At 39.6% G+C, this 18,788-nt stretch carries 13 protein-coding genes; 5 read left to right on the forward strand and 8 right to left on the reverse strand.

The annotated features are described in order from the left end of the window. Window positions 1-90 precede the first annotated feature (90 nt). The 4 genes from FIU21_RS08690 to FIU21_RS08705 all read right to left on the reverse strand — a co-directional run bounded on the left by FIU21_RS08690 (window position 91) and on the right by FIU21_RS08705 (window position 7,256). Window positions 91-2,154: a RagB/SusD family nutrient uptake outer membrane protein gene (locus FIU21_RS08690; protein WP_036886212.1), complete on the reverse strand. Its 2,064-nt coding sequence runs from the start codon at window positions 2,152-2,154 to the stop codon at window positions 91-93. 12 nt (window positions 2,155-2,166) lie between these two features. Beyond that, a complete protein-coding gene (locus FIU21_RS08695; RefSeq protein WP_004360188.1) occupies window positions 2,167-5,394 on the reverse strand; it encodes a SusC/RagA family TonB-linked outer membrane protein in 3,228 nt (1,075 codons plus the stop codon). A 327-nt stretch (window positions 5,395-5,721) separates the two neighbouring features. Further along, window positions 5,722-6,651 (reverse strand): hypothetical protein, encoded by a 930-nt coding sequence (locus FIU21_RS08700; protein WP_004360187.1) that lies wholly within the window; start codon window positions 6,649-6,651, stop codon window positions 5,722-5,724. A gap of 47 nt (window positions 6,652-6,698) precedes the next feature. Beyond that, a complete protein-coding gene (locus FIU21_RS08705; protein WP_036886210.1) occupies window positions 6,699-7,256 on the reverse strand; it encodes a sugar O-acetyltransferase in 558 nt (185 codons plus the stop codon). Window positions 7,257-7,420: 164 nt separating this feature from the next. On the opposite strand from FIU21_RS08705, the gene FIU21_RS08710 reads away from it, so the two are divergent. Further along, on the forward strand, window positions 7,421-8,095 hold the full coding sequence (locus tag FIU21_RS08710; protein ID WP_004360185.1) for an MgtC/SapB family protein: 675 nt from the start codon (window positions 7,421-7,423) through the stop codon (window positions 8,093-8,095). 622 nt (window positions 8,096-8,717) lie between these two features. On the opposite strand, the gene FIU21_RS08715 is transcribed toward FIU21_RS08710, so the two are convergent. Beyond that, window positions 8,718-9,239 (reverse strand): GNAT family acetyltransferase, encoded by a 522-nt coding sequence (locus tag FIU21_RS08715; RefSeq protein ID WP_036886208.1) that lies wholly within the window; start codon window positions 9,237-9,239, stop codon window positions 8,718-8,720. Window positions 9,240-9,454: 215 nt separating this feature from the next. Here FIU21_RS08715 and FIU21_RS08720 point away from each other — a divergent pair, with 215 nt between their 5' ends. The 4 genes from FIU21_RS08720 (at window position 9,455) to FIU21_RS08735 (ending at window position 14,930) form a co-directional block, all read left to right on the forward strand. Next, window positions 9,455-10,960 carry a glutamine synthetase family protein gene (locus FIU21_RS08720; protein WP_004360183.1) on the forward strand — a complete coding sequence of 502 codons (1,506 nt, stop codon included), beginning with the start codon at window positions 9,455-9,457 and terminating at the stop codon, window positions 10,958-10,960. A 221-nt stretch (window positions 10,961-11,181) separates the two neighbouring features. Next, complete coding sequence (locus FIU21_RS08725; protein ID WP_004360182.1) at window positions 11,182-11,907, forward strand: nitroreductase family protein; 726 nt, start codon at window positions 11,182-11,184, stop codon at window positions 11,905-11,907. 156 nt (window positions 11,908-12,063) lie between these two features. Continuing rightward, the gene (locus FIU21_RS08730) at window positions 12,064-13,323 is read left to right on the forward strand and encodes a nucleotide sugar dehydrogenase (RefSeq protein ID WP_004360181.1); all 1,260 of its coding nucleotides are present in this window, start codon (window positions 12,064-12,066) and stop codon (window positions 13,321-13,323) included. Window positions 13,324-14,435: 1,112 nt separating this feature from the next. Beyond that, window positions 14,436-14,930 (forward strand): hypothetical protein, encoded by a 495-nt coding sequence (locus FIU21_RS08735; protein WP_004360180.1) that lies wholly within the window; start codon window positions 14,436-14,438, stop codon window positions 14,928-14,930. 574 nt (window positions 14,931-15,504) lie between these two features. Here FIU21_RS08735 and FIU21_RS08740 read toward each other — a convergent pair. The 3 genes from FIU21_RS08740 to FIU21_RS08750 all read right to left on the reverse strand — a co-directional run bounded on the left by FIU21_RS08740 (window position 15,505) and on the right by FIU21_RS08750 (window position 18,627). Then, on the reverse strand, window positions 15,505-15,864 hold the full coding sequence (locus FIU21_RS08740; RefSeq protein ID WP_004360179.1) for a DUF2023 family protein: 360 nt from the start codon (window positions 15,862-15,864) through the stop codon (window positions 15,505-15,507). Between the two features lie 56 nt (window positions 15,865-15,920). Beyond that, the gene (gene fldA / locus FIU21_RS08745) at window positions 15,921-16,409 is read right to left on the reverse strand and encodes a flavodoxin FldA (protein ID WP_004360178.1); all 489 of its coding nucleotides are present in this window, start codon (window positions 16,407-16,409) and stop codon (window positions 15,921-15,923) included. Window positions 16,410-16,539: 130 nt separating this feature from the next. Continuing rightward, window positions 16,540-18,627 carry a S8 family serine peptidase gene (locus FIU21_RS08750; RefSeq protein WP_036886204.1) on the reverse strand — a complete coding sequence of 696 codons (2,088 nt, stop codon included), beginning with the start codon at window positions 18,625-18,627 and terminating at the stop codon, window positions 16,540-16,542. Window positions 18,628-18,788 lie beyond the last annotated feature (161 nt).

The raw sequence follows: 18,788 nt of genomic DNA on the forward strand, positions 1-18,788 counted from the left end.
ACATACTATAGAAAGAGGGTGTATCAATCACTTGACACACCCTCTGACATTATTTGTAATCTATTTGATTATACTTTGTTCAGCATAAACTTACTTGATAGCTTCACCATTTGCCTCAACTGGCCAGTAGATATTCTGGTACAAGTTAGAGTTCTCTGCAGTACCATCAGGTGAACAGAGCTGCATCTCCTGATAAGAGAATGGATACAGATAGTGAGCCTGATAGAAAGTATAACCATTATAGAGAATATTGTTGTTCTTCTGAATCTGATAAGGATGGATATACTTTGAAATGTCCTTGGATGACATCGTAGCCTTATCACCACCATCAGAGATAATCAGACTATTTCCCTTTCCATCTACAAATGCAGAATTCTGATAGGTCTGATCCCAGAAGTTGATACCCTCAACCTGATAGTTCTTCACCTGATCCAAAGATGCCCAACGAATCAAGTCATCATTACGAAGACCTTCACCAGCAAACTCGCTACGACGTTCACGACGGATAGAATAGAGTGTTGCATCAACTGGCTTACCTGCAGAGAATGCTGCCCAATCGTAAGAAGGACGCTTAACATCAGCCTCCTTGGTCATATCAGTTGCAGCGATAGTAGTTGAGATTGGAGCAGTGATACCTGCACGTGCACGCAAAGCAGTCCAATAACCAGTAGCAGTTGCATCCAAAGAACCTGTACGGAGGTAAGAAGCCTCAATGTAGTTGAGCATAGCTTCTTCAACACGAATAATAATCTGACCATCAACATCTGAGAAGGTCTGACCCAATTGCATTGCTGGATCATAGTTGTAGAACTTACGCTGACGATAGCCAGTTACATCTCTACTTGCCTGGTCTGTTGCAAAGAGACCAGCAACATTGAACTTGATGTTGTCAATAGGTGCAGTACCGGCAGGACGCTTCTCGTTCACAAGGTCAATGCTCTTTTGGTCAATACCGAGTATATCAGACTCACCAAAGAGGAAGAGCTGCAGACGCTCGTCACGATCTTTCTTAACCATATCAATGGTGGTGTCACCATTATAACCAGAGCCAGAAGCGTAGATAGGCAAACCATTCTTCATAAGGAATGACTCAACGAGACCACGTGTCCAACCTGTTGCTGCACCACCACGAAGTTTATTTGAGGTAAGATGAGCCACGTTAATATCTGAATTGAACTGACGCCACAACAACACCTCCGGATACTTAGACAGGTCTGGGCTGGCAAACATATCGTAGTATGCATTCCATCCATTGTACAGTCCAACGATACTTGGATTCATTACATGACTGTTCTTAGTTTTCAATGGAACTGCATCGCAAACCTTCTTGGCAGCATCAATAGCCTGATCAAGGAAAAAGTTTACCTCATCATCCTGATTGATAGTGAAGTTCTTGTTCCACTCCTTGTTCTTACCTGGCCAGTTAGCATCACCTGGCACACGACCAGTTCCTCTGTGATACTTCTCGAATGTTGCCTCATAAAGTGCCATTCTTGATTTCATAGCCAGAGCTGCATACTTGTTGATACGTACCTTCTTGGCAAAATCCACCTGCAGCTTCTCAATCGCCTTGTCCATATCAGAGAGTATCTGACGGGCAACAAGGTTACGAGGCTGACGCTTATTCGGCGTAACAAGGTCATCTTCAACCTTAAGTTCTGTCAACTGAATAGGGAAGTCTCCATAAGTCTGGAGCTTATCGTAGTAGAGCATAGCCCTGATGAAGTATGCCTCACCCATATACTGGTTGATAAGATTCGCATCACCAGACACCTTGCCTTCAGCAATCTTCGGCTCATTCTCATTAATAAACTTATTGACGTTACGAATGTTGTTCATACCGATACCGCCAGATGTAGGAACTTTCCACTGATCCTGTAAGAACATTGAAGTGTTACCACCTCTTGCAGCCTGATTGTCTGTCCCATCATCAAATGTTGCTACACCAGCCCACCATCCACTGTTGTTTGGGAAAATAGAAGTATAGTAATTGATAGGGAATGTGCCTAACTGATCTGCTGTCAGATAATAAGAAGTGGGAGGTACTTGATCGAGTGGTGGTCTGTCAAGGAAATCGTTACATGACGTAACCGTCATGCCTAAGCAAAGAATAGGCAATCCTCCCTTCAATATATTTGATATAATATGTTTCATAATTGCTACGAATTAAAAATTAAGATTTAAACCGAAAGAAACTGTTCTCTGGAGTGGATAGATCTTACCTGGTCCCCAATCTCCACCAGTAGCCTCTGGATCAAAGATCTTGTTCATCTTTGTAAATGTTGCGAGATTCTCAGCAGAGAAGTAGAAACGAATGCGATTTGCACCAATCTTGCTTGCGATAGCAGTAGGGAGTGTATAACCAAGCTGGATATTCTTGATTCTCATGTAAGCTGCATTCTGCAAGTAACGGTCACTTGTCTGGAAGTTCTTAGAACCCTGACCGAAGAGAGGACGTGGGTAGTAAGCATTAGTGTTAGGACCTAAGTTGGTGTCTGTTGCTGGACGCCAGTAGTCAAGGTGATCCTTAAATGCTGCACTCTGCCACATACCTGTATTAGCACCAACGCTATAAGGAGAAGCATCCCAGAAGTCACGCTTACCAACACCCTGCATAAAGATGAGGAAGTCAAAGCCCTTCCAGTTAGCATCCAAAGTGATACCGAAACGATAACGTGGTAAAGAGTTACCAATCTTGGTCAAGTCACCCATATCATCGTATGTGCTCTTACCAGAGTTCACTTTCTTATCACCATTAAGGTCTTTGTACATAACGTCACCTGCAGCCCAGTTTGAACCCCATGAAGGCTTGTTATTAGCCAACCACTCGTTCATCTGTTCGTTTGACTGTGCAATACCCTCTACTAAGTATCCGTAAATATCACCCATGCGCTTGCCCTCGCACCACTGTGAAAGTAGACGATTAGGGTTGTAGTAACGTGTGATTGTCTGGTAGTCATCAGAGAGAACAAGCTTGATACCATAGCCAACCTGACCAATTCTATCACGCCATCTAACCTCTAAGTCCCAACCATTAGAACGCATATCACTATTATTCTCAGCTGGCTGTGTAGCACCCAAAATAGAAGGTTTGACAGGAGCAGGACCTACCATATCTTTCGTTGTACGAACGAAGTAGTCAAAAGTACCCTGCAGTCTGTTGTTGAACAAACCGAAGTCAAGACCTATGTTCCATGAGCGAACACTCTCCCAAGTTAGGTTAGGTGAAACCAGTCCTGGAACATTAGAGATATTCACACGCTCACCGTTAACAAGCCATGAAGATGCAGATGCACTTGCTGGCTGTTGCAAGAACCAAGGGTAGAGTGCTGTGATATTGGTGTTACCCAAAGCACCATAAGTAGCACGAAGTTTAAGTGTATTAACAGTCTTTGTCAATGGCTTGAAGAACTGCTCATTAGCAATATTCCAACCCAATGCGAATGATGGGAATGTACTCCATGTCTTATCACCAATAAAGCGTGAAGAACCATCACGACGGATAGAGAACTCTACAAGGTAACGTGAATCGTATGCATAGTTGATACGACCAAAAGCACCCATTGTTGCCCACTGAGTATTTGAGAAACTTGGTCTCACATCCTTATGAGTAGCATTGTTGAGTGATGGAACTAATGGGGATATCAAGTCTGCACGTGCTGCACCAAGAGAGGTATAACGGTTAGATTCCATATCCAGACCAGCCAAGAACTTAAAGTCATGCTTATCGTTCAATGTGAACATATACTCTGTGAAGAAACGACCATTATAATAGTTGTTTCTTGACATACTATCACCAACATCAGACTTACCAGCTGCATAGCCACCGCTCCATGCAGCTGCTATCGGTTTCTGCTTCTGATCATAGTAGTAGATTGGCAATACATCCCAATGGTTGTAGTAGTGAACGGTATTATAGTTACCCTCCAAACGAATCTTCCAACCCTTGAGTGGTCTGAACTCAAGTGCTAACTGCTGATAGAGCTTGTCTTGTTGTGTAGCATCAAGACCACCATTCTCCATCTGAAGAATCTCATTACCATGAACATAATGTCCGTTTGGATCGTAGACAGGGTTAGTTGGCCAACGACGAGCAATATTATGGAAGAAGAGACCTGTCATATAAGAAGGACGGCTATAGTCCTCACGTATCCACTTTGTATTATAGGTAACTGTAAACCAGTCTTTCAGGTTAGCAGTAATCTTGCCTGAGAAGTTGTAACGCTTGAGTTGGTCCTTACCATGACGAATCAAACCACGCTGGCTGAGAACTGCACCACTAAGATAGTAGTTCACCTTGCTTCCGCCACCACTGAGGGCTACATTATGCTCGGTAGACGGAACACCAGATTTGTACATCTCATCAAACCAGTTAACATTGTTCCAAGAACCAGTATACATACTCCAAGGCTCATTAGCTGCATAACCAGCCCATGTTGTTGTCGCCTCATCACCCGGTTTCGGAGTACCGTTTATATGATTCTTAATCTTATCCAGTATATCCTGCTTGAATGGGGCAGGTGCACCACTGTTAGCAGCAGCATCATTCCAATAGCGTGCGAAGTCATATGAGTTAGGCATCTCAGGAATCTGAGTTGCTGTAGAGAAACGTACGTTACCATTGTAAGATACGTTCATACGTGAATCCTTACCGCTCTTTGTAGTAACGAGGATTACACCGAAGGCTGCACGTGAACCGTAGATAGCACTTGAAGAAGCATCCTTCAATACAGAGATACTCTCAATGTCATTTGGAGAGATTGAGTACAAATCACCCTCAGAACCGTCGATAAGAACGAGAGGGGCAGCATTTGAACCAGAACCGATGGTACCAATACCACGGATGTTCATACTCATACGGCTGTTAAGTGAACCACCAGAATTGCCAACGCTGAAGTTCAAACCAGGAACCTCACCCTGCAATGCCTGTGCAACACTCGTTACAGGACGAGACTCAAGTTGCTTTGAGTTTACAACAGAGACAGCACCAGTAAGGTTAACCTTCTTCTGAGTACCATAGCCGACAACAACAACGTTCTCGAGCATCTCACTGTTCTCTTGGAGAGTAACCTTAAGGTCCTTACCACTCCAAGTTACCTGCTGGGTCTTGTAACCAACATAAGAAATAGTAAGTGATGAGCCAGAAGCAACGCCTGCAATCTCAAACTTACCATCAAGGTCAGTCACACTTCCCTTCTTCTGTCCATTACTTACGACAAAGACAGAGGCACCAACAACAGGGTCTCCATTATTGTCGACAACAGTTCCTTTACATACAGACTGCTGCTGAACAACAGCTGCATTCGCTTCGTACGTAATGTTGGCATGCAGTAAACTTGTACTGAACAAAGCCACCATCAATAAGCTCGTAGTCCTTTTTCTTTTTAGGTACATAGGCTTTAAGTATACTTTAGGTTAAAAAATGCTTTTAGGTTTATTAATCGCAAAGTTAAATCATTTTAAACGTCCATTCTACAATTACATGTATAAAAGATGTTAAATATGTGTTTTGTTTAGTTTATTGTAAAAAAAACAACCACAATTCATACATTCTTTTGCACTTTTCTACATTAAACAAGACCTGACAGCGACTCTTCCAGGCACATGGATAACATGCTATTCAACAAAGGAAGCTCAATCGAGTAAAAAGAGACTGATTCTACTACTATCAAAATTATACATTAATTAATAAACAAAGATGCTTTTCAAAACCACATAGAGCTATTTTAATAAATATAACTTGAATAGAGCTATCAGAGTTTCTTCCGTCAGTTCATCCTCTGTTACATTTATATAGTAATGCCCATAACTATATGAAAATCTTTTGTTCTTATCAGGTTTATCACGGCACACATTGATATATACACTCCTCGTGAAGTCTAATATATTTGAATTTAGGAACAACCACTTTGCAACTATCTGTGTCAAGTTCCCATATTTATTACTGAGTTCATCGGGCGTCATCGATGGTCGAAGAAAACACACATGAAATCCGTTATAGTGTGTAGATAATTGTGTACAAGGAAAACTATACGCATAACCCTCTGACGTAGAGACATTCCAACTCTCCGCCAACTCAAATGTCTTAAAGTGTTGTGTCAAAGAGTCAATTTGAGGGATGAGATGTTGAATAACTTCTGGCTTATTATTCTTCACAGCATTACATGATATTTCCAAAATATCAATCAAACTTCCTCGCCCAACATCCACCTTACATGAAGAGTATTCAGCCCCATCTTGCAAGTCAAAGAAAAAACAAGTCTTTAGTTGAATACCAAGCTTCTTACGTACAAAGGTTGTAGAAGAAAACACAGCATAACGCAGCAATGATGCTATTTTCATTTGACAAAGACTATCAGTGATTTCTTTCTTATTGCCTTTTAAATCCTTATAAGCAAGTATATATGTTCGTTCTGAGAAGTGCGTACCCTTGATTATTTGCAAGGCATACTTCTCAGACTCCCCGTCTACAACAATATACTGTTGTGAGGCGAGAGGATTATACAACTCCTTAAGTACAGGTGCATAGAGTTCATAATCCTGCTTATTACAAGGGGAAAGACGGTTCTGTGCCACCGATGCTATCGCCATAAAGAGTAGCAATAAAAGCAACAAAACCTTAATGACATAAGTACTATAAAATTCTTTCATATCTTCATCTTCATCTTTATGCTCTTGATCGTAATTAAGGAAGCACCTTACTCTTCCAGTTTCCGTATCACCCTACACGGATTACCAGCAGCCACGACACCACTTGGAATATCATGTGTAACGACAGAACCAGCACCAATCGTAGTATTATCGCCTATCGTCACACCCGGCACGACAACGACATTGCCACCTATCCACACATTATTCCCAACATGAATAGGTAGTGCATACTCTATCTTCTTATTACGCTGCTCAACATCAAGTGGATGACCAGCAGTATAGAAGGCGCAATTAGGTGCAATAAAAACATTATCGCCGAATGTCACCTTAGCCTCATCGAGAATCACACAATTAGTATTGACAAAGAAATTCTCACCGACTTCAATGTTATAACCATAGTCACAGAAGAACGGGGCAACAATAAACATTCCCTTGCCTGCCTTACCAAACAAGTTTCTAAGGCGTTCCATGCGTTCCTCCCTACGTGAAGGAGGAATCTGATTGATTTCAAAACATTCATTCTCACAGTAGTATAAGTCTTTTAAAACTTCTGGGTTATTTGCTTGATAAAGCATCCCTTTCTGCTGTTTCTCCTTCTCTGTCATAATCTTGACTTTAGCGTTTATATGCACAAAGATACAAATCAATTTCTAAGAAACAGAGAATTTCATTCATGAAAAAATAATTTTAGGGAAGAAAAGAGTGAGATGCGTGAAGTTTTTTGTATTTTTGCGACAACGATTTATTCATTACATAATAAAGAAAGAACATGAACATGATAACTTATGAATTTGTACTGAGACTATTCGTAGCTGCAATGTTAGGTGGTGTAATTGGCTTGGAGCGTGAGTATCGTGCAAAGGAGGCTGGTTTCCGAACCCACTTCCTTGTAGCATTAGGTAGTGGTTTGTTTATGATTCTATCACAGTTTGGCTTTGATGATGTACTCGCCCATTACGAGCGAGTGTCACTCGACCCCAGTCGTATAGCCTCACAAGTAGTAACGGGTATTGGTTTCATTGGTGCGGGAACAATTATCTTTCAAAAGCATGTGGTACGCGGACTGACAACTGCAGCAGGTCTATGGGTAACATCGGCTATTGGTATGACTGCAGGTGCAGGAATGTATGTACTCTCTATTGCAACAACTGTCCTTGTCTTGCTCTGTTTGGAAGCACTTTATTTTATACTCCAACACTTTGGCACACGCAATATAACCGTTACTTTTAGTACTCCAAAAGAAGAAAACATTCAACCGGTCTTGCAACGATTACGCGATAAGGAGATTATTATTGACTCCTACGAGATGATACGCAAAGACACTTCTTCAGGTCATTACTTCGTTGTAACGATGGAAATGAAGTTCAAACGGAAACGTTATAAGAATCATCTCCTTAACTTTATGGCTGAATTTGAAAACGTAACTGTTGAAACTATGGAGTAAATAGGAACTGAAAAAAATAGTTCTTCTATTAAGAACCAAATCGATATTTAATCGCTAATGACCGATTTTGGTTTAACACATAGATTGAAAATAGAATAAAGACCGATACATTTGCATAGTAAGACTATCCTAAATAGATAGTCTTACAAAGAAGACAAACTAAAAGATAAAATGCAAATAGATACTATGTCTTTCTGTATTCTACAAATAGCTTATTCCCACATCATTGATATTTGTAAACTATTTTCATGCAACTCAAAACCAACACATGCCCTTTTGGCTTCTTATAGACGCCCTTTAAGCTTGCAAAAGGTGCCCTTTAAGACCCTTACTAACGCCCTTTTGAAGTCCAATTAAGCATCTTTTCTTATACAACTTCATAACCAACTGATTTACTGTTAGTTACAAACCTACTTTTTACACTTGTTTTTGCTGTTATTTATAGATACTTTACAAGAAAATATGTAATGATTTTTCAAAGCTATATCAACAAAATTTTCTTCATATAAATGATTTATTCTTTTTACATATTGCTCAGAAATAGGACTTAGCTGCCCCAAAATTGCTAAAATGAAGGGGTAAGATTTAGACGTCAAAGGAGTAGATAACCACTAACAAAATACTAAAAGACGCACTGAAAAGCTAATCTGCTATCTCCATTCTCAACATAGATAATACCACAATAAACGAAACCTAAACGAATCAAAGAAGCCTGCATCGGGCGATTATCTGCATGGGTATCTATACGAATAGAAGAGGTAAATGCCGAACAATAGTTGATTATGTCAGCCATTACACCATGTACACCTTCCTCAGAAGCCACACGATGGATAACATAATAAGGTTGGTCATCAAGCCAACTTCCATTATCAATACGGTGGTAATTAGGTTCTGGACCTGCCTTAGCTACAAATGTTGCAATAGGTTTCCCACACTCATAAAGGAGATAACAATCACCTTGTGCAATGTCACGCCTTATAGTACTTTCAGCAGGATAATTTGCTGACCATTGATTAGGATTACCAGCTTTAAACATCTTTGCTTTCCCCTGCTCAATTAGGTTCGATACTATAGTAAAATCATCTGTTGATGTTTTGCGGATAGTACGATTAGATGACAGATTTATTGTTTTCTCCTTTGTCATAAGATTTATACTTTTCTATTTCTAACGAGGCAAAAATACGAAGAAAAACTAACATCAAGTTCCTAATATAAAAGAAAGTTGTACAAAACGAAAAATAAAGAATACCACACTGATAATAAATAGAGAAAAATAGTATGAAAAATAATTGCGAATAAAGAAATTAATATGTATTTTTGTCCTCATAATCAAATACTAATCTTATAAAAACTACGACAATGGAGAATAACCTTTTTAAGCATTCAGCAAATAGACTGGAAGCACACTTGGGCAAAGACTCACATGAATTTACAAAAGATGATATCAAGCAAGTTGTCAGTGACTTGAACATCAGAATGGTAAACTTCATGTATCCTGCTGGTGACGGACGATTGAAAACACTAAACTTCATGCTTCACACACCCGACTACTTGGAGACAATACTTACAAGTGGCGAGCGCGTTGATGGTTCTTCACTCTTCAACTTTATTGCAGCTGGTAGTAGTGACCTCTATGTAATGCCACGCTTCTCTACAGCGTTCATCGATCCTTTCTCAGAGATTCCAACACTTTGCATGCTCTGTTCTTTCTTCGATCGAGATGGTAATCCATTAGCTTCATCTCCAGAATATACACTCCGCAAGGCTATGAATGCCTTTAAGAAAGTAACTGGTATGGAGTTCCATGCTATGGGTGAGTTAGAATACTACGTTATCCGAGAGGATGAAGGTGTATTCCCTGCTGACGACCAACATGGTTATCACGAGAGTTCTCCTTTCTCAAAAGGCAATGACTTCCGTATGCGTTCTATGCAGTTGATTGCTGAATGTGGCGGTAAGATTAAGTATGGACATTCTGAGGTAGGTAATTTCATTGAGAATGGACGCTGCTACGAACAGAATGAGATTGAGTTCTTGCCTGTTCCAGCAAACGAATGTGCTGAACAGTTACTCATTGCTAAATGGGTGATTCGTAGCTTAGGTTACGAAGAAGGACTTGATATTACCTTCGCTCCAAAGATTACTGTGGGTAAGGCTGGTTCTGGTATGCATATTCACATGCGTATAATGAAGGACGGAAAGAACATGATGCTCGAAGGAGGAAAACTTTCTAAGGATGCTCGTCGTGCTATTGCTGGTATGATGGACTTAGCTGAGAGTATCACAGCCTTTGGCAATAAGAACCCAACATCATACTTCCGTCTCGTTCCACATCAGGAAGCGCCTACAAATGTATGCTGGGGTATGAGTAACCGTTCTGTGCTTGTTCGTGTACCATTAGGTTGGACCTCTGGCGAGGATATGTGCCACAAAGCTAATAATATAGAACCACTTACAGCGCGTGACTACTCTATCAAGCAGACTGTTGAGATGCGTTCTCCAGATGCTTCAGCTGATATCTATCAGCTTTTAGCAGGTCTTTGTGTGGCTTGTCGTCATGGTTTTGAGATGGCAAACGCTGAGGCAGAAGCAGAGAGAACCTTTGCAGACGGTGATATCCATGACCCAAAGAATGCAGAACGCTATGCTACCTTGGCTCAGTTGCCTGATAGCTGCGCTGCTTCGGCAGACTGCTTGGAACGTCAGCGTAAGGTTTATGAAGAGTATGATGTGTTCTCTCCTGCAATGATTGATGGTATTATCAAACAGCTTCGCTCATACAATGACCGTACACTACGTCAAGAAATAGAAGGCAAGGAGATGATGATGGAGAAACTTGTTCGCCAATACTTCCACTGCGGATAAAACAAAACATCATTCTAAAACGTGACAAATATTAGTCCAAAGATAAAATCCCAGGCAACGATAAGGTTGTCTGGGATTTTTCAAACAGAGATGTTTTACTTAGTACCATCTTTCTATCACTTTGTTTAACATATTGTTACAAGACTATCATACAAACCTATCAGAAGAGAAATAATGGCATACACTTTGCTCCTTTTACATCTATTAAAGATTAAGAAATTATGAGTTTACAAGAAATATTAGACCATAGAAGGGCTGTCAGACATTTCGATCCTAACAAACCACTCGATAGCACAGTTGTAAAGAAATGTATTGAACAAGCGACTTTAGCTCCAACAAGCTCAAACTTACAACTTTGGGAGGCTTATCATGTTACTGATAAGAAGGTTTTGGAGAAGTTGGCACCAGCATGCTTAAACCAGTTGACAGCACGTTCTGCACAACAGATTGTTGTGTTTGTGACTCGACAGGACCTCTATAAGAAACATGCACAGGCGACACTTGCATTTGAAAAGGAGAACATCAACAAGTATAGTCCAACAGAGAAGAAGGAAAAGCGCATAAAGAAGTTAGAACTATATTATGCAAAAGTAATGCCGTTTCTCTATTCACGTTGCTTTGGCTTGTGGGGACTTGTTCGTAAGGCTTTAGCACAAACGATTGGACTTTTCCGCCCAATCATGCGTCAAGTAAGTGAGGGTGACATGCGAGTTAGTGTACACAAGAGTTGTGCCTTGGCTGTTCAGACATTTATGTTAGCAATGAGTGAGGCTGGCTATGACACTTGTCCACTTGAAGGTTTTGATAGTCTGTTGGTAAAGAAGGCACTGAATCTACCTTACAATACAGAAATAAACATGGTTATAACCTGTGGCATTCGTATGCCAGATGGTGTTTGGGGAGATCGTTATCGCCGTCCATTTGAGGAAACCTATCATTTGGTTTAAGCCCAATTTAGGTAAATAATCCTTACTGAACAAGCAATAGGAAAAGAAGATAGAAAGTAAAAAAGAGATAAGAAAGATTTTAGTAAGGATTTTGTTCTTATCCATTGTCTTATTCAAATAGAAATACGTATCTTTGCAAAGAATCTGAACAAGACAATGGATAAGGATATTAAAGATTTAAAAATAGCTGTAGCCGGAACGGGCTATGTAGGTCTCAGCATTGCAACACTGCTGAGTCAACACCATCATGTAACGGCTGTTGACGTAGTAAAAGAAAAGGTTGACCTCATAAACAACAGACGTTCGCCTATTCAAGATGATTATATTGAACAGTATTTGGCAGAGAAGGATTTAGATCTTACTGCCACATTGGATGCAGAGACTGCTTATAGGGATGCGGACTTTGTAGTCATCGCTACGCCAACTAATTATGATCCTGTGAAGAACTACTTTGACACACGACGTGTTGAGGAAGTTATAGAAATCGTAATGAAGGCGAATCCTGATGCTATCATGATTGTTAAGTCTACGATTCCAGTTGGTTACACTGAGCATATTAGAGCAAAATACAAGTGTAATAACATTCTCTTTGCTCCAGAATTCCTACGTGAAAGCAAGGCGCTTTATGACAATCTTTATCCAAGTCGCATTATCATTGGTCGTCCTGAAGGTGACGAACGCTTGGAACAAGCAGCGCAGCTATTTGCCCAATTACTACAAGAAGGAGCAATAAAGGAGAATATCCCTACACTATTTATGGGATTAACAGAGGCAGAAGCGGTGAAACTCTTTGCTAATACTTACCTTGCACTACGCGTAAGTTACTTCAATGAGTTAGACACCTACGCTGAGGTAAAAGGTCTTGATACATCTAACATCATTCAAGGTGTATGTCTTGACCCACGTATTGGCTCCTTCTACAACAATCCTTCTTTCGGTTATGGTGGCTATTGTCTGCCTAAGGACACTAAGCAACTGCTTGCTAACTATGCCGATGTACCTGAGAATCTTATCCAGGCTATCGTTGAGAGTAACCGTACACGCAAGGATTTTATAGCCGACCAAGTGTTGCATAAAGCTGGATATTACGACTATTACGACCGTGGTGACTATAGCCCAGAAGATGAGAAAGAGTGCGTCATTGGTGTCTATCGACTTACTATGAAATCTAATAGTGATAACTTCCGCCAAAGTTCAATTCAAGGAGTAATGAAGCGTATTAAGGCAAAGGGTGCGCAAGTCATCATCTATGAGCCTACACTTGAAGACGGGGCGACCTTCTTCGGCAGTCTTGTTGTCAATAATCTTGAAGATTTCAAACAGCGTTGTCATGCCATTATCGCCAACAGATACGATAAATGCCTTGATGATGTAAAGGAAAAAGTGTACACAAGAGATATATTTAGAAGGGATTAATATAATCCCAAATGCGGTCATTAGACCACAAAAGTATAGCTCTTATTACTATAGTTTTGTTTCCTAACATCTTTTATTTCCTTATCGGCATCTTGTCTGTCTTTGTAACTTGGCGTAGCCCGCTACGCCTGTGTTCCAAAGCCAAACAATCTACTCGATAATAAAACAAAATATGTTTAGGCTCTAATGACGGATTTGGGATAATCCCATTCTCCCCCCTCAGCCAATGTATTCATACTCATCACTCATGGTGCTAACAGTAAACACCATGAGTGCTAATGATATACACCTTCCGAAAAGTAGATAGGAAGACCTTTACCCATTTGTTAGTAAATGAGACTTACACCACCAAGAGAGAGTATTTATTACTTGGTTATATTGAGAAATACCCCTCCCAAGTAAACACAAAATTACCTATATAAAAGAGAGTCCTCAGCGAATTATATACTAACAAAATACTGTTAATATTAGCCTTCGTCCTTTCATTTAGAATCTTCTATTGCCCTCTATAAACAAAACATCACTATATCAACTTTTAGGTAAAACTATTTTTCCTGTCATATCTGTCACATCTTATATACTCATAACCCTTTTATCGTCAATAAAATACGGCAAATGTTAAAAGTGACAGCAACGTACATTTAAACTAAATATGGTGTTATTCACATATAAACATCTCAAAATAACAAGATATTGATATAATGATAAAAAGCAGATACAAATAATTTCACTAAGAATGTATTTTCTTGAAGGAATAAAACATTTTATAAGAAAAATTATCTATCTTTGTATCCGAATTCCAGTGTACCTATATAAAAGTGTGCACTATAAAGAGTTCTATCTTTTAAAAGAGCGTTTGAAATCATCTTCTGCACGTAATCTGGACAATTACATTCACCGAGGATGGCGGCAATACGCTCATGCTTGGGATTATTGTACCCTTTTCCAAAGGGAATGATATACCTCAATGCGTGGGCTATTGTTTGTTATTCGGTGAAAAGCAGTCCAGAGCTTCGTGTAGAATAACATTCAATAGTTCCCACGCTTTTTCTATTTACTTAATTAATAAACCGCTTACTTTTGGGAATCAAGTTTGCATAAAACAAAAAACTATGAGAAAGTTTTTATTTACGCTCGTTATGAGCTTAGTGTATGTATCTGTCTTTGCACAGAAAGAAGTTCAGTTAAAAGCTGGAACAATTATCCCATTAAGAGCAACTAACACAGTAGCTGCTGCTGATGTAAAAGCTGGAGACAAAGTATTGTTTACAGTAGCTCGCGACATCAACATCGATGGTGTAACTGCTATCCCTTACGGAACCTCTGTTTCAGGTATAATCACATTAGCAAAGAGGTCTTCGTGGTGGGGTACCAAAGGAAGATTAAGCTTTAATGTTACAGAAATGGTTATGCCAAATGGTACTGTTATACCACTACAAAATGGCATGGTGCAGATTCAAGGTAAAAATAGAACTGCCTTGTCTGTCGTTTTATTTGCCCTTGTTGTATGGCCAGCTTGTTTTATTTGCGGATCAAAAGCAGAAATGCAAGCTGGATATGAAATACAAGTAAATGTTGCTGCAAATACAGCATTAAAGGTAGAATAATAAAATAGCATAAAAAAGGGTGTGTCAAAATATAAATTTACAGTTTGACAAGCTTTAGAACTATTAGCAGGATTCTCCGAAAAGAAAAGACTATTTCTTTACTATAAAACGACTATTGAAATGATCTTTTTTGATTGGTTTATTTCAAATTATAATATTACCGAAAGATATTTGTATTTTTACACACCTACTTTTATTTAACCCAAATCGATCATTAGACGATAATATTCATCATTTCTACTTTGCATATTGTTTCTTAACTTCTTTCATTTATTTGTCAATCAAATTAGACAGTCTTAGTCACTAATAAACGACATGAGTTTAAAGTTACTATCACTACTATCATCCTAACATAAACACTTTATAATATGCATATTACGAGAAATATTAAAAGTGACAGCAACTGAAAACAAAATCTGTTTAGCTTCTAATGACCAATCTGAGTTTTATGTTTCAGCAAGTAAGAACCGTATAAAAGATAAAAAGGCTTGTCTCCCGACAAGCCTATTTATAATACAAAAACATTATGAAATAATTTATTTCGCGAACAAGATTATCATTTAATAATTCTGGCTTATGTCGCACATTTACAAGTGCGGCACTTGCGTTCACAGTACCGCTCGCACTGTACGCGAATGTCATATCCCAACATTGCACCGAGAATAAAATCCTCTTCTGGCGTTAGTTGGTTAAGAGGTTTGGTAATCATCAGCCGGATGGCATCAAGACACTCCTGACGACCAAAGAACAGGTTCATACGGTCACGACCCACCGGCTGGATGATATATGGGATATTCTGATGCTCGAGACGGAGCGTAGCGAATGACTCATACTTCTTATTACAAGTATACAAGACCATCTGTCGAACACCCTTCTTGTACTCATAGATGTGATTCATCAACACCTTCATGTCGGCGGTCATCATATCTGTCATCATAGTTATCCCTTCGTGTGAATAGTTATAATGTAAGCACTAAGTTTCAATTTACCTTACAATGCTGGCTTGATAGCCTCCAACCATGCATCAATACGGCTTTCAGTCTGATCCTCTTCGTTTACATCATCCAAAGCAAGACCTACGAACTTACCATCAACAACAGCCTCGCTGTCATCAAAAGTATAGCCATCTGTTGATACACCAGGGAGAATATTTGCACCCTGTGCTGCATCATAAATCTCCTTCATTGCACTACAGAAAGTATCTGAATAGCTCTCGCTATCACCGCAACCGAAGATTGCAACAGTCTTACCAGAGAGGTCAGCACCCTTCAGTACGTTAATACCATCATACCAATCATCCTGCAACTCACCTGCGCCCCATGTTGAAGAGCCAAGGATAAGGTTGTCATTCTCTGCTACAACTTCTGCAGAGAAATCTGATACGTTAATAGCTTCAACGCCGAGCTTCTCAGCGATGGTATTTGCAATGCTTTCGCATGTACCGGTTGATGAACCGTAAACAACAATAGTCTTCTTCATATTTTGTTACTGATTTAATTTCTGATTTTATTAATCTTTACGGTTGCAAAGATACAATGAAAAACTATTACCTGCAATACCTAAAAATGATGGTTTGTGCAAAATACCTACTTTTAGTGAGTACTTTCTTTTACTTTACAAACTTCTTTCCGTTTCTTATATATATACCTTTAGGTAGATTCGCATCAGAAGTTCCTACATAACGACCATCTAAGAGGTAAATACGGTTATCATATTGCTCTGATACCTTCTTTTGACCAATCGTATTAATACCCAAAGCCTTTCTACGTAAAACTTCTCTCAGTCCTGCAGCAACGTCAATCTGCCCATATCCATAAAGATTATTAGGATAACTGAGTGACGTATCATAATGAGAACAAGTCTTAGCGAATATCTCCAGACAATCAGCTGGCGTCAACGTTGGATCAGCTTGTAACCAAAGTGCTATCGCACCCGTCACAACTGGTGCAGACATTGACGTTCCTGCATTAGCATTCCAAGCATAGGTACGACCATTATATTCAAAATGACGCACATCACTTTTTACAGAAGCATTTACATTCTTTGGATTATTGATAAAGAAGGTACTATAAGATGAGATGATATTCTGACCTGGTGCCATTACGTCTGGTTTTATACGCCCATCCAATGTTGGTCCCATAGCTGAGAAAGAAGAACGGATGCCCTTTTGTCCACTATCATACACCTTTTTTTCTCCTAAATAATTGATAAACTGTGTACGATAGCTTGTCGATCCAACACATATCACATCTGGCGAACTGGATGGTGAGAAGATTGTATATCTACAATCTCCTGCATCCAACACGGGGTCAAGTGAATGTGGAAACATATAGCCCGACATACGGTAAAGTTCTATATCAGCATCCCTGCCTATAACTTGTAGTGAAACTTGCGGACTATCTCCAAGCTTCGATGGGCTACTAATTTGAAAATCATAAGCCGTCTCGCGTGCATCATAACTATTCGGATATGCCAACACACGCCATATATATTTCTTTCCACCTATTAATAAGGAATCGGTAAGTAGTGAGTCTTGAGCATTACAAACATTAACCGTTGAGATATCAACGATTTGAGGAGAAGCCACGTTATCATATACACTTACTCGAAAAGTAAAAGTCTGCTTAGACTTTGCCGTACAACTAAAGCGTTTCTCGTTACCCATGATAAAAGCTCCAGCTCGCTCTTTTCCTATATTCTTATGTATATACGAATTTCTTGCTCCATCGTTACCAGCAGAAGAAACAATGATTCGTCCTGGTCCTATTAGTTTAGCAAGTAGCTCATAATATAATTGGTCATAGCCATGAAAATCCTGCGAACTACCCTCACTAAAATTGATGACACACGGTTGATGCATACGTTCCGCATAATCGAATATATACTTAAAACCAAGTGCATCTGTGGCATAGGTAAACTTATAATAATCTTTTGGATCTATCAAAGATGCATTATCTGCAGCATTATCAACCAATACCAAGTCGGCATCACAAGCCATACCACGATAAGGAGAAACGACTCCATTCCTTTCTGCCCCACTACCGGCAGCAATGCCAGCTGTATGTGTTCCGTGTGTCTGTGTCTCACCATCAATAGGATGTCCTAATTTTAACAAGGCATCACGACCTACATAATCACGACCTACATATAATGTTGAACCGATCGTATCGCGCGACAACTGGTCCCATAAAGCTTTGATACGATACCGGCTCATATCAGCTGAATAAAAATTAGGATGCGTCAAATCAAAACCAATATCTTGTACACCAACAACGACACCATGTCCAGTATAACTCTGCGATAGTCCTTCACCCGTATAAACTTTTTCAGCATTAACAACTAATCGAGTAGTATCCATTTGTATGCTGCATCGTCTTCCTGTCTCTATTCGCTTCACTTGTCTGCCACACGACAATGCCCCGAGGTTACTAAGAGGGATGGCTGCTATACTAATATCCCCCACACGTGCCAACTCCTTACAGCCATACAGCCTTAGAACTTCTGCCGCATTACCATCAATACGTACAAAAGCAGTCAACAATCTATCATCACTCTGACTACGAGTAAACTGCTTCGTTGCCAGTGCCGATGCCATTGCTTCGCGAACAAATGGCGACATCTTCTCATAACGAGGACGCTGAGCAATAATACCAAGAGAGGTAAATATAAAGAGTAGAAAAACTATTAAACGATTCATTTCTTTATGGGCTAATTACAAATAATGTATTATAAGTAATGTATTCTGCCACAAAGGAACAAAAAAAAACTGACATATGCAAGATGTATTAGCCTCAGTACCATATGTACGAAGCATCAACATGGCCCTTCTACAAACAACTTATTCCCATATCATTGATT

The sequence above is a fragment of the Prevotella melaninogenica genome (assembly GCF_013267595.1).
In the GTDB taxonomy this organism is placed as follows: Bacteria; Bacteroidota; Bacteroidia; order Bacteroidales; family Bacteroidaceae; genus Prevotella; species Prevotella melaninogenica_D.

Bases quoted from the DNA above. Each gene is read 5' to 3' on its own strand.
- FIU21_RS08690 (WP_036886212.1), bottom strand. From the start codon at position 2,154: ATGAAACATATTATATCAAATATATTGAAGGGAGGATTGCCTATTCTT.
- FIU21_RS08695 (WP_004360188.1), bottom strand. From the start codon at position 5,394: ATGTACCTAAAAAGAAAAAGGACTACGAGCTTATTGATGGTGGCTTTG.
- FIU21_RS08700 (WP_004360187.1), bottom strand. From the start codon at position 6,651: ATGAAAGAATTTTATAGTACTTATGTCATTAAGGTTTTGTTGCTTTTA.
- FIU21_RS08705 (WP_036886210.1), bottom strand. From the start codon at position 7,256: ATGACAGAGAAGGAGAAACAGCAGAAAGGGATGCTTTATCAAGCAAAT.
- FIU21_RS08710 (WP_004360185.1), top strand. From the start codon at position 7,421: ATGAACATGATAACTTATGAATTTGTACTGAGACTATTCGTAGCTGCA.
- FIU21_RS08715 (WP_036886208.1), bottom strand. From the start codon at position 9,239: ATGACAAAGGAGAAAACAATAAATCTGTCATCTAATCGTACTATCCGC.
- FIU21_RS08720 (WP_004360183.1), top strand. From the start codon at position 9,455: ATGGAGAATAACCTTTTTAAGCATTCAGCAAATAGACTGGAAGCACAC.
- FIU21_RS08725 (WP_004360182.1), top strand. From the start codon at position 11,182: ATGAGTTTACAAGAAATATTAGACCATAGAAGGGCTGTCAGACATTTC.
- FIU21_RS08730 (WP_004360181.1), top strand. From the start codon at position 12,064: ATGGATAAGGATATTAAAGATTTAAAAATAGCTGTAGCCGGAACGGGC.
- FIU21_RS08735 (WP_004360180.1), top strand. From the start codon at position 14,436: ATGAGAAAGTTTTTATTTACGCTCGTTATGAGCTTAGTGTATGTATCT.
- FIU21_RS08740 (WP_004360179.1), bottom strand. From the start codon at position 15,864: ATGACAGATATGATGACCGCCGACATGAAGGTGTTGATGAATCACATC.
- fldA (WP_004360178.1), bottom strand. From the start codon at position 16,409: ATGAAGAAGACTATTGTTGTTTACGGTTCATCAACCGGTACATGCGAA.
- FIU21_RS08750 (WP_036886204.1), bottom strand. From the start codon at position 18,627: ATGAATCGTTTAATAGTTTTTCTACTCTTTATATTTACCTCTCTTGGT.